At 47.8% G+C, this 19,331-nt stretch carries 8 protein-coding genes; 2 read left to right on the top strand and 6 right to left on the bottom strand.

All coding sequences use genetic code 11. The annotated features are described in order from the left end of the window. The first annotated feature begins 12 nt into the window (after window positions 1-12). Both JNN12_10160 and malQ read left to right on the top strand, forming a co-directional pair. On the top strand, window positions 13-1,788 hold the full coding sequence (locus JNN12_10160; GenBank protein MBL7978693.1) for a M3 family oligoendopeptidase: 1,776 nt from the start codon (window positions 13-15) through the stop codon (window positions 1,786-1,788). Window positions 1,789-1,946: 158 nt separating this feature from the next. Beyond that, window positions 1,947-3,476, top strand: a complete 1,530-nt coding sequence (gene malQ, locus JNN12_10155; GenBank protein MBL7978692.1) for a 4-alpha-glucanotransferase — start codon at window positions 1,947-1,949, stop codon at window positions 3,474-3,476. Window positions 3,477-3,697: 221 nt separating this feature from the next. On the opposite strand, the gene JNN12_10150 is transcribed toward malQ, so the two are convergent. From JNN12_10150 to JNN12_10125, 6 genes are all read right to left on the bottom strand, one after another. Then, complete coding sequence (locus tag JNN12_10150) at window positions 3,698-5,014, bottom strand: vanadium-dependent haloperoxidase (GenBank protein ID MBL7978691.1); 1,317 nt, start codon at window positions 5,012-5,014, stop codon at window positions 3,698-3,700. 48 nt (window positions 5,015-5,062) lie between these two features. Further along, window positions 5,063-7,708: an amylo-alpha-1,6-glucosidase gene (locus JNN12_10145; GenBank protein ID MBL7978690.1), complete on the bottom strand. Its 2,646-nt coding sequence runs from the start codon at window positions 7,706-7,708 to the stop codon at window positions 5,063-5,065. A 21-nt stretch (window positions 7,709-7,729) separates the two neighbouring features. Further along, window positions 7,730-11,041 (bottom strand): VCBS repeat-containing protein, encoded by a 3,312-nt coding sequence (locus JNN12_10140; GenBank protein MBL7978689.1) that lies wholly within the window; start codon window positions 11,039-11,041, stop codon window positions 7,730-7,732. An 11-nt stretch (window positions 11,042-11,052) separates the two neighbouring features. Further along, the gene (locus JNN12_10135) at window positions 11,053-14,394 is read right to left on the bottom strand and encodes a VCBS repeat-containing protein (GenBank protein ID MBL7978688.1); all 3,342 of its coding nucleotides are present in this window, start codon (window positions 14,392-14,394) and stop codon (window positions 11,053-11,055) included. Window positions 14,395-14,535: 141 nt separating this feature from the next. After that, on the bottom strand, window positions 14,536-16,116 hold the full coding sequence (locus JNN12_10130; protein ID MBL7978687.1) for a RagB/SusD family nutrient uptake outer membrane protein: 1,581 nt from the start codon (window positions 16,114-16,116) through the stop codon (window positions 14,536-14,538). A gap of 75 nt (window positions 16,117-16,191) precedes the next feature. Further along, window positions 16,192-19,197: a TonB-dependent receptor gene (locus tag JNN12_10125; GenBank protein MBL7978686.1), complete on the bottom strand. Its 3,006-nt coding sequence runs from the start codon at window positions 19,195-19,197 to the stop codon at window positions 16,192-16,194. Window positions 19,198-19,331 lie beyond the last annotated feature (134 nt).

Genomic DNA, 19,331 nt, shown 5'->3' with positions numbered 1-19,331 from the left:
AGGACTTAATCTATGTCACAAATAACCGGAGCCGAGGTGGTTCGTTGGAACCTAAAAGATCTTTATACGGATACGCAAGCCTTACTTCTGGCGTTAACCGTGGTTACTGAAAAAGCAAAAGTATTTGCAGAAACCTATCGTGGCCGTATCGCCGGATTGGACGATCGCGGGCTTGCGGACATGATGGCAGCGTTGGCCGAATTGCACGACGAGGTCGGAAAAGCCTATACATATGCTTACCTCGATTGGTCCACCCAAACCACCGACCCTAATCGGGGGGCATTGCTGCAAACCGTTCGGGAGGAATACACAAAGGTTTCTCAATACCTAATCTTTGTAGAGGTAGAGTGGTCTGCAATAGACACCCAAACAGCCCATAAGCTCTTAGCGTCGCCATATTTGATGCGTTATCGGCATTATTTGGAACTACAACAAATCCAAAAGAGGCATTTGCTTTCGGAGCCGGAAGAGAAAATTCTTTCCGAAAAGTCCAATACGGGCGTAGGGGCGTGGAACCGTTTCTTCGACGAAACCTTGGGGGCAGCCGTTTTTTCGTTGCGTGGACAGGACGTAACAGAACAAGAGGTGCTTACGAAATTAAGCGATTCAGATCGGGACCTGCGGAGGGAGGCTGCTTTGTCGCTTACCGAAGGGTTGGAAAAGCATGCGCGTATTTTAACCTTCATTTTTAATACCATTTTGGCAGATAAAGCTTCCTCCGATCGCCTGCGGGGATATGCATCGTGGATCAGTAGCCGGAATGCGGCCAATGAGATTGAGGATGATACCGTAGAAGCCTTGGTACAAGCCGTTACTGGACGATATGACTTGGTTTCCCGTTTTTACAAACTGAAGAAGCATTTATTGGGATTAGACGAAATGATGGACTATGACCGATATGCACCGATTGGGGAAGCTGAGACCCAATATACTTGGCAAGAAGCAGAACGCATTGTGCGGGAGGCTTATTCTCGTTTTCATCCGGAATTGGGGCGTATCGTAGGTTTGTTTTTTGATCAACAATGGATTGATGCGCCCGTTGCGCCAGGAAAGCGTGGCGGTGCATATTCCCATGGAGCGGTTCCAAGCGTGCATCCTTATATTTTTATGAATTTTACCGGAAGAGTGCGTGATGTTCAGACTTTGGCCCATGAACTGGGGCATGGGGTGCATCAGTATCTATCACGGGAGCAAGGGGTATTTCATGCAGACACCCCGCTCACAACAGCAGAAACGGCCTCGGTTTTTGGCGAAATGTTGGTCTTTCAGGAATTGATTCAAAATGAAGAAAATCCTAAAAACCGCCTTGCATTGTTGATGTCCAAATTAGATGACTCATTTGCAACAGTCTTTCGACAAATTGCCATGAATCGGTTTGAGGCGCAAATTCATACCGCTCGGCGCGAGAAAGGGGAACAGACCACCGAGGCTTTCTCTAGTATGTGGCGCGAGACACAACAGGCCATGTTTGGAGATAGTGTTACCTTGGGCGATCATTACAAAATTTGGTGGAGTTATATCCCACACTTTCTGCATACACCCGGTTATGTGTACGCCTATGCTTTTGGGGAGTTATTGGTTCTTTCTCTATACAAAGCCTATCAGCAGCAGGGGCAAGGTTTTTCCGAAGATTATCTAAGTTTGCTTAGGGCTGGTGGGAGTGATTGGCCACATGTTTTGGTTGGGAAACTGGGTGTTGATCTGACCAATCCTGCTTTCTGGCAAGAGGGACTACAGGCCATTGAGGAAATGCTGGAACAAGCAGAGTTATTGGCTGCCTCGTATTGAACCAAACCCTTGTTTTTTCATCTTAGATACGTCTAATGTGGGTATTGCTTTTTGTAATTTGTAAGGCTCCACAAGATTAAATATTTTGTAATTATTTGTGCCTGATTTATCCAAAAAGTCAGGCACCTCTTTGTTACCTACTCACCCGAACTAAAAACATAATGGCGTTTCCTCGTGCCTCTGGCGTTCTCCTTCATGTTTCCAGTTTGCCCGATTCACCCGGAATTGGTGATCTCGGCAAATCGTGCGATCGCTTTCTGGACTTTTTACACAAAGCCGGACAACGGTACTGGCAAATCCTTCCACTAGGCCCTACCGGATATGGCGACTCTCCGTATCAATGCTTTTCAGCGTTTGCTGGAAATCCTTTACTGGTGAGTCCGGAACGACTCATTGCTGATGGCTTGCTTAAAGCGCAGCCTTTAGAAGGGTTTAAAGGAGACGAAGAGGACCGCGTAGATTTTGGAAAAGTGGTGTTGGCCAAAAAATTGATTCTCCGAGAATCTTTTGACTATTTCTTGGCAGAAGGGACTGTTGCTCAAAAAACAGATTTCGAAGCATTTTGTGCCCAGCAATCAAGTTGGTTAGACGACTTTTCCTTATTTATGGCCATCAAAAACGACCTCGGCGGAAAGGCGTGGTGGGAGTGGCCACTTCCGCTCAAGTTACGCGATCCGGCTGCTTTGACGGGGGCTAAGGAAAGGCTTTCCGAAAGCATCCAATTGTACCAATACCAACAATGGGTGTTTTTTACCCAATGGACGCGGGTTAAGCAACGTGCAAATGCCCAGGGCATCGAGATAATTGGTGATTTGCCCATTTTTGTGGCCCGAGACAGTGCCGAAGCGTGGGCAAAGCCTTCATTATTTTATTTTGATGCGCAAGCGAATCCAACCATTGTCGCTGGGGTTCCGCCTGATTACTTCAGTGAAACGGGTCAGCTTTGGGGGAATCCGTTGTATCGTTGGGATAAAATGGCTGAAGATGGCTACCAATGGTGGATTGAGCGGTTCCGTGCGTTGTTAAATTTGGTGGATATTATCCGGATTGACCACTTCCGGGGATTTGCCGAGTATTGGGCGGTTCCTGGAGGGGATGAAACTGCTGTAAATGGGAAATGGGAAAAAGGGCCGGGAACCGATTTGTTTCAGGCCGTGTTGGATGCTCTTGGAAAACTACCTATTATGGCTGAAGACTTAGGCTTAATGACCCCAAGTGTGCATAACCTACGGGATCATTTCTCCTTTCCGGGGATGCATATTTTGCAATTTGCCTTTGCTTTGGATATTGGGGCCACGTCGGAGGCTGATTTGTACCCGCACCTTCCCCACCGATACAAACCCAATTCGGTCACTTATACTGGCACCCACGACAACAACACCACAAAAGGATGGTGGGAAAAAGATGCAACAGAGGCCGAAAAGCGTAAGTTTTGTGAATACCTGAATACGGATGGATCGTCGGTGGTGTGGAACCTGATCCAGACTTGTTTTTTCTGTCCTTCAGATACGGCCATCGTGCCGATGCAGGATTTATTGGCCTTGGATGAAGGCGCACGCATGAATTTCCCTGGTCACCCCTCTGGAAACTGGCAATGGCGCGCCAAGTCGGATGCGTTTTCTGATGATCTGGCGAGGTCTTTGCGGGAATTAACCGAGACCGCCGGAAGGTTGAATAAGCGGGCCTAAACGGTGGGACAATAAGTGAAAAGGGACTTCCTTCATTTGGAAAGTCCCTTTTTTGCTTCTATAACAGCAATGCTACCCCTCGATAACGTATTTCAGAAGAAAACGCTTAGATCAGATATGCGCGATAAAGCCGGTTGGTTGTGGATTGGTAATGTTCAGAACCACAATAGACACCTACGGATTCTGTCAAAAACCAAACGGTACATCCAAGAAGGCCTCCATTATTTCCGCGTCTTGAGATTCCGATTATGCCAATCACCTACTTGGCGTCCCAAGTCTTCGCCTCCAGTGGTTCCGGTACGGTAGTGAATTCCGCCATACACACGGCTGATGGAAGCTTCGTTGGCTGCCGCTCGGAACGAGGTAAAGGATCGGGCTTTGTTTCCATATCGGACGTTAGAAGTGTCTTGGAAAGCCATATTATCTCCATGTAGGAAGGTAAGTACCTCAGCAGCAGCACGAGAAATTGTGCTATGACCAGATGGATACTCTGGAAAAGGTGGTGTTTGTAGGAAAGGCGCCCACTTTTCATCATATTCGCGGTTGATCACGGTTTCTGGCCTTACGCGGTTGGTGGCGTATTTTCCTTGCCAACATGCAATGAATCCATCGGCAATGGCAATGGCTACTCGTGCAAAGGTCTCGGTGGTTTGAACAACGCTGAGTTTTTTGTGCCGGGCTGTAATGGCCGCGATGTTCATAAAATGGCCACCCGGAGTCACTTTTTTTACCCCAAACATGGCATGTCCATGAACCTGAAGGGCAAAGGCATTGTCGTCCCAGAAGAGTGCAATAGCCTTTTGTTCATCCGTGAGTTGTTTACCTATTTCATACATTTCCATAAGGTCTTGGTAGAAAGCACTGTTTTTGTCTTTACTGTATGGGGGAAAGGGGTTCATGGTGAATTGTGCAGCAGAATCTATGACAAAAGTTCGGATTTTTTCCCAATGGGGTTCCAAAGCTTCTTTATACATCGGGGGCGTAGGAATCCACCGACTTGGATCGCCCGTGACCAAGGTGTATTTAGGCGCACTTCTGGTTTGTTTATATTGATCCGACTTTGACCATTCAAAAATATGTAAAGCCACGTTTTCTCCATACTTTCGAGACTGGCTCAACAGGTCTTTGGGGATGCCTGCCTGTTGATAGCGTTCATAAACCTTATTGGCATAAGCATCCATCATCGCAGGGGAGAAGACCAATTTTTTTGCGGTCTCGACGTAAGCCGTAAACCCCGCAATTTCGGGACTGATGGGTTGGTTTGGATTGGGTTTGGGAATCTCTTTCAAGCTGTTTAGTTGACCTGCCAAAGACAAAAAGTCGTTTTTCCCTGCAATAGAGGCTTCATAAGCGGCAATTGAGGAGTAGGCCAAAATTCGGCTTGCCACTGGTGGCGAAAAAACGTCGTGTAAAATTACTTCGTTCAGGGTGTGTAAAGCCCCGAGAATTGGTTCCGTACTTTGGACAACAGGTTGCCAGTTTTTTTCGGTACAACCCGCTAAAAAGATCCAGAGTGCCAATAAAAATAGCTTTTTCATAATAATTTGTAGGTAGAAAGTTATGGTAAAGACCGTTCTACTCTTGGTCTAACGAAGAGGCAGACGAATGGTCTGACGGATGAACGAATCTTGTTTTCCGGTAAAGTTTATTTGCACCTCATGATCTCCATTAGAAAGTTTATCAATCGTTACGCCATTGGTAGCTGTCGGGCTTAGCGTTCCGCGAACAAAAACCGATTGCTGGGTTCCGGCAAGACCTTCTACCAGTAGCGTCAGTACTTTGCCTTCCGTTTTTGCACGCAAGACCTTGACTTGTGTGTTTTTTCCGCCAAGAGGTGCTTCTGTTTGTCGCACATAGACCCCCGCTCCGGCTTCATGCTGGATGAGGACTTCGCTTTTATCTACCGTGAAAATAGGTATGACCACTTTTTGTCCATCGCCAAAAGGCTCGGTTTTGAAGGTAGCGGCTTTTCCATTCACCAAGACCGACTTGATTTTGGCGTTGTTTGGATACACAGGTTCAAACCGAACTTCTGTGCCTTTGGTTTGACCAGAGAAGTTGTATTGGTCGCGGTTGGGGGATCGGTTTGCGTTGATGTTCACCCAGTCTTCTCCAATACGCAACTGTTTGATGCTGTATTGATCCCAATCGGCGGGGACTTGGGGACTAAAGGCCAAGGTTTTGCCTCCATTGAGGGCCTCTATACCAAAAAGTCCTCGCACCAGTGGTGAGATGACCATTGCTTCAGACCAAATTTGATGGTGTGAGCTTCTCCCGAAAGCAGAATTGTAGTCTCCTGAGAGCAATTCGGTGACATAACCATAGGCATCTTGAAAGGTGAGCAAGGCATTCGCCATCAGGGCTTGGTATCCGATATGTGGCCGTCCGTAGTTGTATCCGGCGAGGCTGGCCCAACCCGTGAAAAGCGGCCAGACGGAGCCATAATGATAGCTCATCGGATCGTATATCGGAGATTGGCTATTTAAGATGCGGTGTCCCCAATCGGTAGCCAATCTTCCTGAACCGATTTCGTCTAAGGCTTTTTGTGTCCTATCAGGTTCAGTGGTTCGGAACCACATCGGGACGGCTGGTAAGACGGTGCTTTCTTGCATAAAGCCGCGTGCATCGGTTTCGCGGTTGGTGGGCATCAGGCCGTCTGGTACAAACGTTTTTTCTTTCTCGGCGGGCTTAGATGTGGCATAGCCATAGTATTGTTTTTCGGGCAGCCAATAGGTTTTTTCCATGGCTTCTTGGGTTCGTCGTACCCAATCCGATGCTTGGTCGGCCAACTGAGGTTCATACATTATATTTGCAAACTTAGCCATTCCTTTGCACGCTTCTATCCAAAGTCCTTGCATATACATTTCTTCGTGTGGCGGATAGAGTTTTCCGCCTTCCACCCATCCGTGTCCAAAATTCGTATTTTCTATCAAGCCATTTTGGTCGGTATCGGTTTTTGAAGTCCATTCCCAAGCCTTTTTGATGGAGTGCCAATTTTCGCGGATAAAAGCAAGATCGCCCGTTGCTTGGTAATAGGCATGGTGCAAGATGACATACAATGGCGTGGCATCTGCACTTGCTTTTCCAAAAGGGTACTTTCCAAACCAGTCTATCAATCCGGCAGACTGTGAAATCTCGTGCGGAATACGTCCATCCTCAAACTGGAATTTTTTGAGGAAGTTAAGCCCTCGTTTAACGGTCTCAAAGTCTCCATACGAGAGCATGGCCAATTCCGTCCACTGGGAATCTCGTCCAAAAAACCACGCAAAACCGGGTCTTTCGGAGTTTCCCGACGTTCTGAATCCGGCCACAAGTCCGGTTCCTAATTGAGGGTTATCCACGACACCTTTTTCCGTTCCGATTTTTGCCCATGTATAAGCGGCATTAAGGCGCTCGTCGGGTGTTTGAATGGACGTGGTCTGGGACAAAAAGGTTTTGTAGTAAGCGGTTGTTTGTTCGTAGAGTGCTTTTGGATTCGCTTGGAGGCGTTTAAGGTTTTCTTCCGCAACTTGCCAACCATCCGTTCCACCGGAAATAAAAAGGGGAATAAAATGTCCACGATGGGTTTCGGGCAATACCCGAATTTCAAAGGTATTTGGAGTGTCTCTGGGTTCTTCTTGGTAGGGGATGATGGAGCGGTCTTGTGCGCCCGGAACCGAAACGATGCCCACATACTTGCCCAATTCTTCTACTATGCCATAGCGTTGTTGGTCGGGTTGCCAGAAGATATTGCCCGTTTGCAATCCGGCAGGCCACATCAGCGACAACGCAGGACGGAAAGAACCGCGAATTGTGAGTGGGCGAGGTGAGTCAATATCCAAGAGCATGACCAAGCCCGGTTCGTGTACAGGAGCAAAAATGATCTGACGTACCAAAAAAGCGGCATGGCGATAAGTCAGAATGGTTGATTCTGGGCGCACCTCAATAGAAGTTACGGCTTCGGAGCCACTCACCGGAACTTGGGTTTCTTCGTACTCGGTGATGAAGTCTAACTTAAAATCATGTACCAATTTGAGTGGATACACCCACATTTCAAGTGGCTTGTTTTCGTAGCCAAATGCTGCGGATTTTCGACCCATGACCCCCATAAAAGCGCTGTTCTGAATGGTTCTTTGCAAAGATGGACCACTTCGTGGGAGGTCAAATCGTGGAACAAAGCCCGTATGGGACTGTGCCCACGCAATAACAGGAGTAAATGACGTCAGAAAAAGCCATAAAAAGAATCGTTTCATAAAAGGTAATATTTATCTTGGTTAATGTTTTGCATATCGCCAGATGTGCAACGCATCTCCCGTTCGTGCGACCAAAAGCGTTAAGGAACCGTTGGGGTTTTGGATGAAACGGATTGCTTTGGTTTCACCCGTCAGCCACAGCCCCGTTGTATGGTTAGGAACTTCCGTAAATCCACCTTTGCCGTCACCGGACATAACTGTGCCAAAACCTGCATCATAGCGCCCAACGGAGGGCTTCACCCCATAGAAATTCCCTGCGGTGATCAGGTCTAATTTCCCATCTCCATTGAGGTCTGCGCTCTGAATGGTAAAAATGGGCGAAAATTGTGCCGCCATGGGCAATGCCTTTCGGGTAAATCCGCCCTTTCCATCGTTGATAAAGACCGAGGACTGCAACAGCGTTGCTTCTTGAACGGCCACGCCAGATCGTTGTTCGGATGAAAACAGGCCACTAAAGGGTTGCTCACCTGCTTTTGTGAACGATGCTGCAAAGCGCTGTTTAAGTATGGGAAGTTGCTGAAAAAGATCGTCTAAGCGGTCGGTAGCATATTCTGTATCGTTTCGGCGGTAGGTCATAATGGCTTCGGGGCTGCCATTGGCATCAAAGTCTTTCATATGAAGACGGAGGGGCAGGCTGGAATTAAAAATGCTGTTTTCGCCTAAATTGCCTGCAATTAGGTCGTTGTCTCCATCTGCGTCTATATCCACAACGTGGAGGGCATTCCACCAGCCATTCGTATTTGCTAAACCGGGGGAATCCATTACCTCCCAAACGGCGCCATTTTTGCCGAAAATGGTGACCGGCATCCAATCTCCGACCAAAATCAGCTCCGGTTTTCGATCACCTTTTACGTCACGCCATGTGGCATCGGCCACCATACCAATATGGGCGAGTTTTGGCGCTTTTGAAGCAGTGACATCTTTAAATATGCCTTTTCCCGTATTCTCCAAAAGATAAGAACGGGGCTTCATGCCATAGGCAGAGACCTCGCTCCTCATTCCGACAAACAGATCGGTATCGCCGTCTCCGTCCATATCGGCAGCAGCGAGGGCAGCGGCGTTACCACGTACCAACGGCCATCCAGTGGCTTTGGTAAATTGTCCTTTTCCATCGTTTAGGTACAACCGAGATTGCGCGAGCAATTCGCCTTTTGGCCACATACCGCCGCCTGTTGCCACGACGAGGTCGAGGTCATTATCTTGATCTACATCCACCAGAATGGCATCCGTATCCTCATAGAGCGAGTCGGCAGCCAAGACTGGTTGTACACTTAGGCCAAAGGTCCCCTCTTTTTTGCCAAAGAAGAGTTGTTTAGGCATTCCGGAGGCGCCTCCGACATAAAAATCTTGGATTCCATCGCCGTTTACATCGCCCGTTGCCAATGCAGGGCCTTCTTGCGAAACCATTTTCGGAATCAAATATTCGCGGTTAAAATCCGTGTATTCATTTTCTTTGTGGATATACCGAACACCGGAACTTGCTGTGATGTCCTCGAAACCGAATCCGGCGGTGGTTGCCTTGGTTTCTATCCAAGTCCTCGTGGCCTCGGCTTGTTTGAGGGTGAGGGTTTGGTTGGATTTTGGGGCGGAAAGGGTTTGGTATTTGCCATCAGGCCAGATAACCCGTATGGAGTCTGCATGTCCGTTCTTACCCAAACCAAAGTGCAACAAAGGGGTAACGGATGAAAGCCAACCACGTGTTGGGTTTTGTTCTTGTACTTGCATTTGTTGGCGGGAAAAAACCTGCACCTTCGCCCCAATCCCTTGTGTATTCAGCCCAGTTCCTTCCAATTTCACCGTTAAAAACCGTTGTTGGTCTTGCTCAAGGGTTTGGTTACGATAAATTCCCGCCGTTTCATTGATGCAATTGGTGATCAGGTCTAGGTCGCCATCATTGTCCAGATCGGCATAAGCACTCCCATTAGAATAGGCCAAGTCGTCTAAGCCCCATTGCTTTGAAACTTGCTCAAATTGCGTTTTGCCCGTATTGCGGAAGGCATAATTGGGAATTTTTACCTGTGGCATTTTACGGGAAATTTCCAAATTTTGAGGCGTAACCACCCGCTGAATGCTTTTGTCTGAGATATAAAAAAGGAAATCGAGGTCATTAGGACGGCGATAAATCCCATTAGATACAAAAATGTCTTTATTTCCATCCAAGTCCAAATCGGCGAAGAGAACACCCCAAGACCAATCTGTGGCAAAGACGTTGGCATACGGCGCGATGTCCGAAAATCGGCCATTACCTCGGTTGAGTTGTAGGGCATTACGGGCAAATTGGTGGTGATATCCATATTCGCGCTTCATCCGATAAACATCTACTCGATCAGCCCCTTCCGAGGCTTTCCGGATGGGTTCCTCGTCTGGCATCATGTCTAGGGTCATCACGTCCAACAAACCGTCGTTGTTAACATCTGCAATATCGGTTCCCATAGAGTATTGCGAGGTATGGGGCATGGCGTCTTTTATTTTCTCGGAAAAGGTTCCGTCGCCATTGTTCAGATAGAGATAGTCGTCTTCATGGAAGTCATTCGAAATATAGAGATCAGGATAGCCGTTTTGGTCTAAGTCTCCGACGGCAATTCCGAGTCCATACCCAATGCTCCCGCCCCAAATTCCAGCTTTTTCAGAAACGTCGGTAAATTTCCCATTGTCGTTTCGGAGGAGTTTGTCCCCTGACTTGGGGTCGCGTGTGTTACGGATGGCTACGGGCCGATAGTTGTTCTCGGAGTGGACAGAGGTGCGCAATAAGTAAACATCTAAGTCACCATCTTTATCGTAGTCAAAAAAAGTAGCTTGTTGCCCATAGCCTTCTTGTGCGAGGCCAAAATCGGCGGCACGATCTGTAAACGTATTGTCCTTATTATTGATGAAGAGGGCGTTTTTCCCCGCGCGACCTTCTATGCCAGAAACGGTAGAGACGTAGATATCCAACCATCCATCGGCATTGATATCCACCATCGTTACCCCTGTTTTCCAATTGGCATTCCGAAGCCCAACCCCTGCATTGGCCGTAATGTCTTGAAACACAAAATTACCTTTGTTTAGGTACAATTTATTGGAACCAAGGTTGGAAGTGAAGTAAATATCTTGTAAGCCGTCTCGGTTGATGTCGCCAATGGCTACGCCGCCGCCATTATAGTAATAGAGGTAGTTGATGATATTGAAATCCTTGTCTTCGGGTAATTCGTTTTTGAACGCAATATTACTTTGCGTGACCGGAATTTTCTGAAAGCGTTTAGGGCCTTCTGCATCGTTACAGCCCACAGAAAAAAGCATTGCAATAAAGAAAACACCGGATAAAAAAACAAAAAAAGAACGTTTCGTGGTCATATGGGATTCTATTAAGGGTTGACCGCCAAAACGACGGCTTTTGCATTACTGCGGGCGACGACCAAAAAAGGGCCAACCGGGCGTATGTCGCGTATCTCGCCTTGGATACGAAGTCCGGTTTGGAAGGCGGGTAGGGGCTTAAATTGATTTTTTCCTATGCCTTTTAATACCATACCATATCCAGCAGTCAGTTCACCAATTTGGGGTTTCACACGCCGGAGGTTTCCTCCTAATATCAGGTCTTTCTTCCCATCGCGATCTATATCCCAGACGGCTATACCAAAAACCGGGGTAATTTGTGTCATCGCAGGTAGCGTCACTTCACGGAAGCTTCCTTTCCCTATGTTTTCGAAGAGGGTGGTGGCAAAGGTATTTGCACGGAAGAATTGGGCTTTCTTAAGGGCCTCGGTGGGAAATATCTCCAGAACTGTTTTGTTTGCATAGTCTGCATATTTCAGAAATTTGGACTTGACGGTAGGCATCTGCCGCGCCAAATCACCACGCAGTGCGAAGGGCAAGGTTTTTTGGTCTAATGGCTTGTAATACGCCAAAATCTGCTCATTCAGCCCATTTTGATCTAAATCTCCTACATACATCTCTGTGGGGTGGGCCGAGGTGGGCTGGCCCAAAACCGAGTTCCAACCCCAATTGCCTAGGATTAGGTCTTCGTCACCGTCTCCATCAGTGTCTTCTACCACCATGCGGCTCCACCATCCATAGGTGTTTTCGAGGCCCGGCGGGGTATGTTTTTTTAATCCATCCTTATGGTTCAGAAAAGCGGTGACAGGCATCCAGTCGCCCACCAGTATCAGGTCTGGACGTTTATCACCATTGAGATCCATCCAATGGGCGTCGGTCACCATTCCTGCATGTTCTAAGGAAGGGGCAAGATCTGCTGTAATATCTGTAAAATATCCTTTTCCATCATTGCGCAATAGTACAGATTTAGGCTTTACGCCATATTGTCCTGGAATGACCCGCGATCCAACGAATAGGTCCATATCCCCATCCAAGTCGTAATCGGTGGGAGCAACCACCGAGCCAGCATCGTATCGGGCAGGAATTCTGCCTTCCGCCCGCGAGAAATGGCCTTTGCCGTCATTCAAGTAAAGCAAGTCTTCCAGTAAATTGGCCTGATCTGGTCCAAATTCCGAACTCCCTGTTACCACATAGAGGTCTAAATCTTGGTCTTTGTCGGCATCAAAGAAGACCGCAGCCACTTCTTCTGCGGCTTTTGCATCCTCGAAAGGGGCTTGATTGCCCTTTCGGAAGCCTTTTCCAGTTCCGTAGAACAATGAACCCGCTTGGTCTTTTGCGCCTCCGATGTAAATATCTTCGTGCCCATCGCCATTTACATCGCCCACGGCCATACGGGGGCCATCGGTAGATTGCATACGATGCAATAAAAACTCTCGGTCAAAGTCCGAGAATTCCCCTTCGGTATGGGTAAAGTCAAGTCCGCTTTGCGTTGTTACCTCTTTCAAAAGCGGTGGAGATGGGTTTTTGCGGAACTGTGATGTGGCTAAGGTTGCATGGGCAAGTTGGAGGCTCAGTTTCTGGTTTACCTTGACTTGGGTAAGTACTTGGCTTTTGCCGTTTGGCCAGTCCACACGGAGCGTATCTATGGTCTGAATGTCGCCAAGCCCAAATGTCATCACTTCATCTACGGAAGACTGGAAGCCGCGTTGTGGAATGTTTTCCAGATAGAAAGATTGGCCATTGGCCATGATGGTTGCTTGAACGCCAATCCCGCGTATATTTCCAGCATCTCCCTTAAACTGAAGTTGCAAGAAGTGGTTGGGGTGTATGGCACGGGCATTGTTTTCGTAAAAAGCGGCTGTTTCATTCACATTATTAACGACCATATCTAAATCTCCGTCTCCATCAAAGTCCGCATAGGCGGCGCCATTGGAAAAACTGGGTTCGGCCAATCCCCATTCTTTGGCAACGTTCCGGAATTGAAGATTGCCCTCATTCCGAAAAAGGTAATTGGGCAATGGTCGGCTGGGGATTTTGTCTAAAAGCGGTCGGAAGTCGGCATTTTGATCCACCACAAATTCCCGTACCACGGCTTCACTCTGGAAAAATTCCAAAAAATCTTGATTGGTCACATCTTTATAAACCCCGTTACAGACAAAAATATCTTTATGACCATCCAAGTCAAAATCTGCCATAAGTGCGCCCCAAGACCAATCCGTAGCATCGGTTTTGGTCATCGCACTTATTTCCGAAAAAGTATTGTTTTTATTGTTTAATTGCAGGGCATTTCGGGTAAATTGATTCCAATAGCCATTGGCTATTTTGAGTTTTCGTACATCCCAGTTTTCAAAAATGGTAGTGGTTTTTAACCGGAGATCGTCTTCCGGCAACATGTCGGTTACAAATATTTCTGGATAGGCATCATTGTTGAGATCGGCCATATCTGCACCCATCGAAGACATTGAGAGTGAGGGCATTTGGGCTTCTAACTCTTCCGAAAAAGTGCCATTTTTTTGATTGATATAAAGATAGTCTCGTTCAAAAAAATCGTTCGAGACATAAATATCTGGCCAACCGTCGCGGTTTATGTCGCCAACGGTCACACCAAGCCCAAACGCAATTTCACTTCCATAGATACCTGCTTGTGCACTTACGTCTTTGAATTGGTTATTGCCTTCGTTCCGATATAGTTTGTGGCCGCCCACATCGTTCCGCTCGTGTCGGATGTTCCGCATACCAAACGAAGAAACCGGACGAAACGAATTGTTTAACACATAAAGGTCTAAATCGCCATCCAAATCATAGTCAAAAAAGGCTGCATGTGTGGTTGCCCCTTCATCTGCGATGCCATACTTCGCTGCTTCATCGGTAAAAGTGGGATGCCCTTGTGCATCATTGCCTTGATTGATAAAGAGTTGGTTGGCACGCGCCTGACCATCTTTATCTCCCGCATTACAGATGTAAATATCTAATTTTCCATCGGCATTTATATCCGCAACGGCCACCCCTGTTGCCCAGCCTTTGTTGACGGCCACCCCTGCGGCCTCGGTAACGTCTTGAAATTGGAGTTTGCCTTTGTTTAGGTATAATCGGGAGGAACGCTGGTTGGCGGTTAGAAAGAGGTCGGGTTTTCCATCTGCATTAAAATCTCCAATCCCGACCCCACCTCCGTTGTGGAAGTTTCGGTAGGTGAAGATGTTGAAATCTTTGGTTGGGGAAAGTTCGTTTTTGAATTCAATTCCCGTCCGAGAAGCCGTTAATCTTGTGAACAAAGGGCGTTGGGGTTCGTATGGGTCGTGTGGATCGGGGGTACAGGCAGGCAAGGTCAAAATCAACAGGCCGCCAAAAAGTAGCCCGATAGCGTACTTGAGCATGGTTGTTTGGGAAAAAAGCGTGGACATAAACGGCTTCAAAATACGAAACAAAAAGGGAATAACCCCTGATAATTCCGGTTTAACCGGCAGGCAAGGATTATTCCCTCTACGATAAATGTACAGGCCAGTGGCTAAACCGAATTAATACCCTGCGTTTTGGGTCAGCTTCGAGTTGGCGTCAATGGCACCTTGTGGTATCGGATACAGTACCCGGAAGGCTTCTTTTTTCTCCTTGAACTGCCAATCTGCGCTGGTATAGGTTCCCGCACGGATCATGTCGAGGCGACGAACAGCTTCCATAATGAACTCATACCCGCGTTCTTCAAAAATGGCTGTCCGCATGGCGGATTGTGAGGCTGTTTGTGCAGCGCTCAGATTGCCTAATTTTGCACGGGTACGGACTTGGTTAACCAATGCGGCAGCACCTGCGGTATTGCCTGTTTCGTTCAGGGCTTCTGCTTTGGCAAGCAGGATGTCGGCATAACGGATCCAAGCGTAGTCGTTCTTGGAATCTCCACCGACAGCACCAGTATCAATACCCCATTTCAATACACGGATGCCTTCGCTTTCGTTGGCATTGTCAAAGTTTGCCACCGTCGAGGTGAAGATCAAAGGGTTTCCTTGGCGGTCGGTGAGTTTCGTCGTACCAGCAGGACAATTTCCGTCCTTGTCGGCATTGGTAAAGTTCGAACACTGCTGACCAATCAGGAACATATTTTTCCGATAATCTTGTTCGGAGAATTTGTTGTAGGTTTCAGCAAGTGTAGTAAAACCATTCCAAGGACTTTGTGGCAGGGCATGGTTGTAGTGTAATTGGCGTTGATTGAAGGATAGACCATTTCCACCAATATTTAAGTTAACCGAGACAAAGAGGTTTTCTTTCGATCCTTGGTTGTTTGGTATGAAGGAAGCGAAATAATCCGACTCTAATCCATATTCACCAGAATTGATCACATTGTCCGCAGCGGCAATGAGTTCATTCCATTTTGCAGTACCTTTTTGCAGGCCTGCCGTGGTAACGGTTCCGGTAAAGAATTGGCTGTTAAGGTAAATTCTGGTCAACAAGGCTTGGGCGCTGTAATAGTTTACCCGTCCATGTACCTTCGCTTTTGGCAACACAGCAGAGGCTTCTTTTAGCTCTGTTTCGATGAAGCTAAACACTTCTGCGGAGGTGCTTCTTGCTGGAAGGTTGTTTTTGTCGGCCGTAGCGCCCTTATAAATCGGTACGCCACCAAACATATCTAACAGGGTATAATAATAGAACGCACGCAATACCCGCACTTCTGCTTTATATGCCGCTGCTGAAGCCAGCGTTGAGGCATCTAAGGCTTCTAATAAGGAGTTGGCGCGCGCAATGCCTGTATAAGACGAGTTCCATGCGTCGTTTATGTCGCTATGGGATTTGTCCCATGTATGGCGATGCAATTGCTTCCAGCGGTTGCCGTCTCCCCAGTCACCACCGCGTTGCGGTACCATGGTTTCGTCGGTGGAGTGCTGCTGAATGTTGTGGTAAGACCATTGCAGGGCACGCAATTGGGCATAGACTGGCGCCATTGCACCCAAGAATTCGGCATCGTTCTTGAAGAATTGATCCGGTGTAATAAGGCTATACGGCGTGGTATCTAAGTCCGTACAGGCAAAGTTTACCGTCCCCAGTACCGACGGCAGTACGATTCCAACCGCCAGCGTCTTTGCACGAAGGGATTTGAAAAATTTATTCATATAAGTTTTCGGTTTTATGTTAGATGCATGAGGAATAACCCATTGAGAGAAGGGGCGCTTCCACCGTTATCCATTTTAGAGACCTAAGTTTACACCAATGGTGATGGTACGGGCTTTCGGATAAACCAAGTAGTCCACACCAACCCCACCACCGTTGCCAAAGCCTGCAACTTCCGGATCGTATCCCGAATATCCAGTGAGGAGGAAGAGGTTTTGACCAGTCAGATATACGCGGGCAGTCCGAACACGCTTGCTGATATTGGCCAGCCGATAGCCAATCGTAAGGTTATCTACACGGAGAAAACTGGCATCTTCAAGCCAACGGCTGGAGGCAAATCCAGGGCTTTCAATTTTGGCTAATGCGCTAATTTCGGTGATGTCATAAGGGATAATCCCATTTTGGCCTTGCTTGAGTGAGGAACCCGGATAGCCATAGACGGCTGCGGTGTTGTTAAAGACCATCCCACCCACTTGGCCACGGAGGAAGAGGTTTACGTCAATATTGCCTTTGGTAAATTTCGTAGCGAGGCCATATACAAAATCTGGCTCTGCGGTTCCAAGTACTTCAAGGCCATTTCCAACGGCCGTATCGCCCGTGGTGGGAGCGACGGCATAGGTTTCTTTACCGCTGGCGTCCAACCCCGTGTATTTTCTACCAATAAAGGTTCCAGTTACGGGGAAACCCACGCGAACCACTTGTAAAGGCGCTTCGGAATATCCGGCTCCTGTAACGCGCACCGCATAAGGTAATTGTTCGCGGCCATCCAATTCAATTACTTGGTTCCGGTTGGCACCGATGTTGGCGGTAATCGAGAGGGAGGTGTCGTCTTTGTCTAAAATATAACCCGTGAGGTTAAATTCAAACCCTTTGTTTTCGGTAGAACCAACGTTTTCAAAGCGGGTATTTACGACGCCAAATGGTTGTGGTACTGCGAGCAAGAGGTCTTTGGTTTTTGCTTGATACAGTTCGAGCGAACCTTGAATCTTGCTGTTAAACAACCCAAAATCAATCCCCAAGTTCGTAGAAGAAATGGTTTCCCACTTCAGGTCAGGGTTTGCAAGCTGCGTAGAAGCATATCCCGTAATTTGTTGACCGCCCAAACCTGCGATAAAGTTGGTATTGGCAGCCAATGTGGCGCGCCACAGGTCATCTCCGATGCGTTCTTGTCCCGATTGGCCATAAGAAGCACGCAGTGAAAGTTCTGAAATGGTGCTGTTGCCTTTCAAAAATTCTTCGTTGCTTAAACGCCAGCGGACCGATGCCGAGGGAAAGAATGCCCAGCGGTTATTCGGGCCAAAACGCGAGGAACCATCATAGCGGCCCGTTACTTGCAGGTAATACTTTCCGTTTAGGTCGTAGTTGGCGCGGCTGATAAAGGAAATGAGTTTGTTAACCGCATGATAGGAGCTGGTTTGTTGGGTCTTGCCGGACTCCATCCGGTTAAAGCTGTTTACGTCGGTGGTAAAACCATACGAAAGGGCATTTAATTCTTCTGTTTCGTATTGGTTGTACTCATAAACCCCGGTAACACTGAGGTTTTGATTGGCCGCAATTTTCGGGTTATAGGTCAATTGGCCTTGGAAAACCTGATTGGTCAACTCGCGGTTCCCTTGAATGGCCTGTCCACCAGACTCATCCCCCAATGGGGTATTCTTGGGAATGAAGAAACGACGGCTGGCTTGTGAACGGCTGGCAGCGGCGCTCACACGGCCTACCAAGCCGGGGATCAGGTCTAATTCTGCAAAGATATTTCCCAATGAACGGGTGGTTTTGATCCCGTCTTCAACCGTATTGGCCATTGCTACTGGGTTACGGGTGGCACGTGCAAATTCAAAGTACGAGCCATCGGCATTCGTCACTGGCTGCGTGGGGTGCATCTGGAAGACGTTGGTAAACATACCGCCGCTAAATCCGTCAGCAGTCCCAGAAGGTACGTTATCGTCTAAGGTATAGGAGGAACTCATGTTCAAGCCAAGGCGGAGTTTGCCATCCCAAGCTTTATGGTTGACATTAATCCGGCCACCTGTACGTGCAAACCCAGAGGAAATAACAATCCCTTGTTGGTTGATATAGTTCAATGAAGCGAAATACTGGGTATTGGAGGTTCCGCCACCAAAGCTGAGGTTATGGCTCATTGAGGTGCCATTGCGGAAGATTTCGTCCTGCCAATCGGTGTCATATTTTTCTTCTGCTGGTAAGGCTGCTAAGCCCATTGCTGTACGAAGGGTTTTGAATTCGGCTGCATCCAAAAGATTCAGTCGGCGAGCAGCAGAAGAAGAAGCAACGTACACATCATAGTTGGTAGAAAGTAGTCCCGCCTTCCCTTTTTTGGTGGTAATCAGCACTACCCCATTGGCGCCACGTGCCCCATAAATAGCGGTTGCAGAGGCGTCTTTCAAGATGTCAATGGATTCGATGTCGTTCGGATTCAAGAAGTTCATCGGGTTACGTGCTTGGAACGTAGCATTGCCCGCACCAGACGCACCCAAACTGTTACTGGTTGCTGTGGGAGAGGTATCCATCGGAATACCGTCCACTACATAAAGGGGTTCGTTACTGGCACCCAATGATGCACCACCACGTACACGTACCGTCATGCCACCGCCTGGATCACCTGAGTTTTGGGTTACTTGAACCCCAGCTGCACGGCCATTCATCAATTGATCTACGGAAGCAACAACCCCCAAATTGGCGTCGTTTACGTTTACAGACGAAACAGCAGCCGTCACATCAGCCTTGCGCTGAATGCCGTATCCAACAACCACAACCTCCATCATTTTGGGGTCTTCTCCGAGGGCTACGTTAATGGAATTGCGGTCTCCTACCACTTCTTCTTTGCTTACATAGCCCACGAAAGAGAAAACGAGGGTTGCATTGTTGTTCGGAACGCGAATGGAGTAGGCACCATCGAGGTCGGTTATAGCCCCGGTGTTGGTACCTTTCACCTGAACGGTGGCACCCGGAAGCGGAGCTCCCGAATCGGCTGCTGTCACTTTACCAGAGACCGTCTTTTGAGCAAAAGCAAAAGACGTTCCCGAAAGTAACAACACGGCCACCAAGCTGTAAAGTTTTTTCAACATAGTTTGGTAAGTGTTTGGTTGTTAGGAATGTTGGGGTGACACAGGTGGGCAAGAAAAATCATTCTTCGTGCTTTTTTACAAGAAGAAAACGTTTTTATCTGTGTGCTGGGAAAATACTTCTTGTGTAGAACCTT

It is taken from the genome of Bacteroidetes Order II. bacterium, from assembly GCA_016788705.1.
Lineage (GTDB): Bacteria > Bacteroidota > Rhodothermia > Rhodothermales > UBA2364 > UBA2364.
The sequence above is the reverse complement of the archived record's forward strand: the minus strand, read 5'-3'. Positions and strand labels throughout refer to the sequence as shown.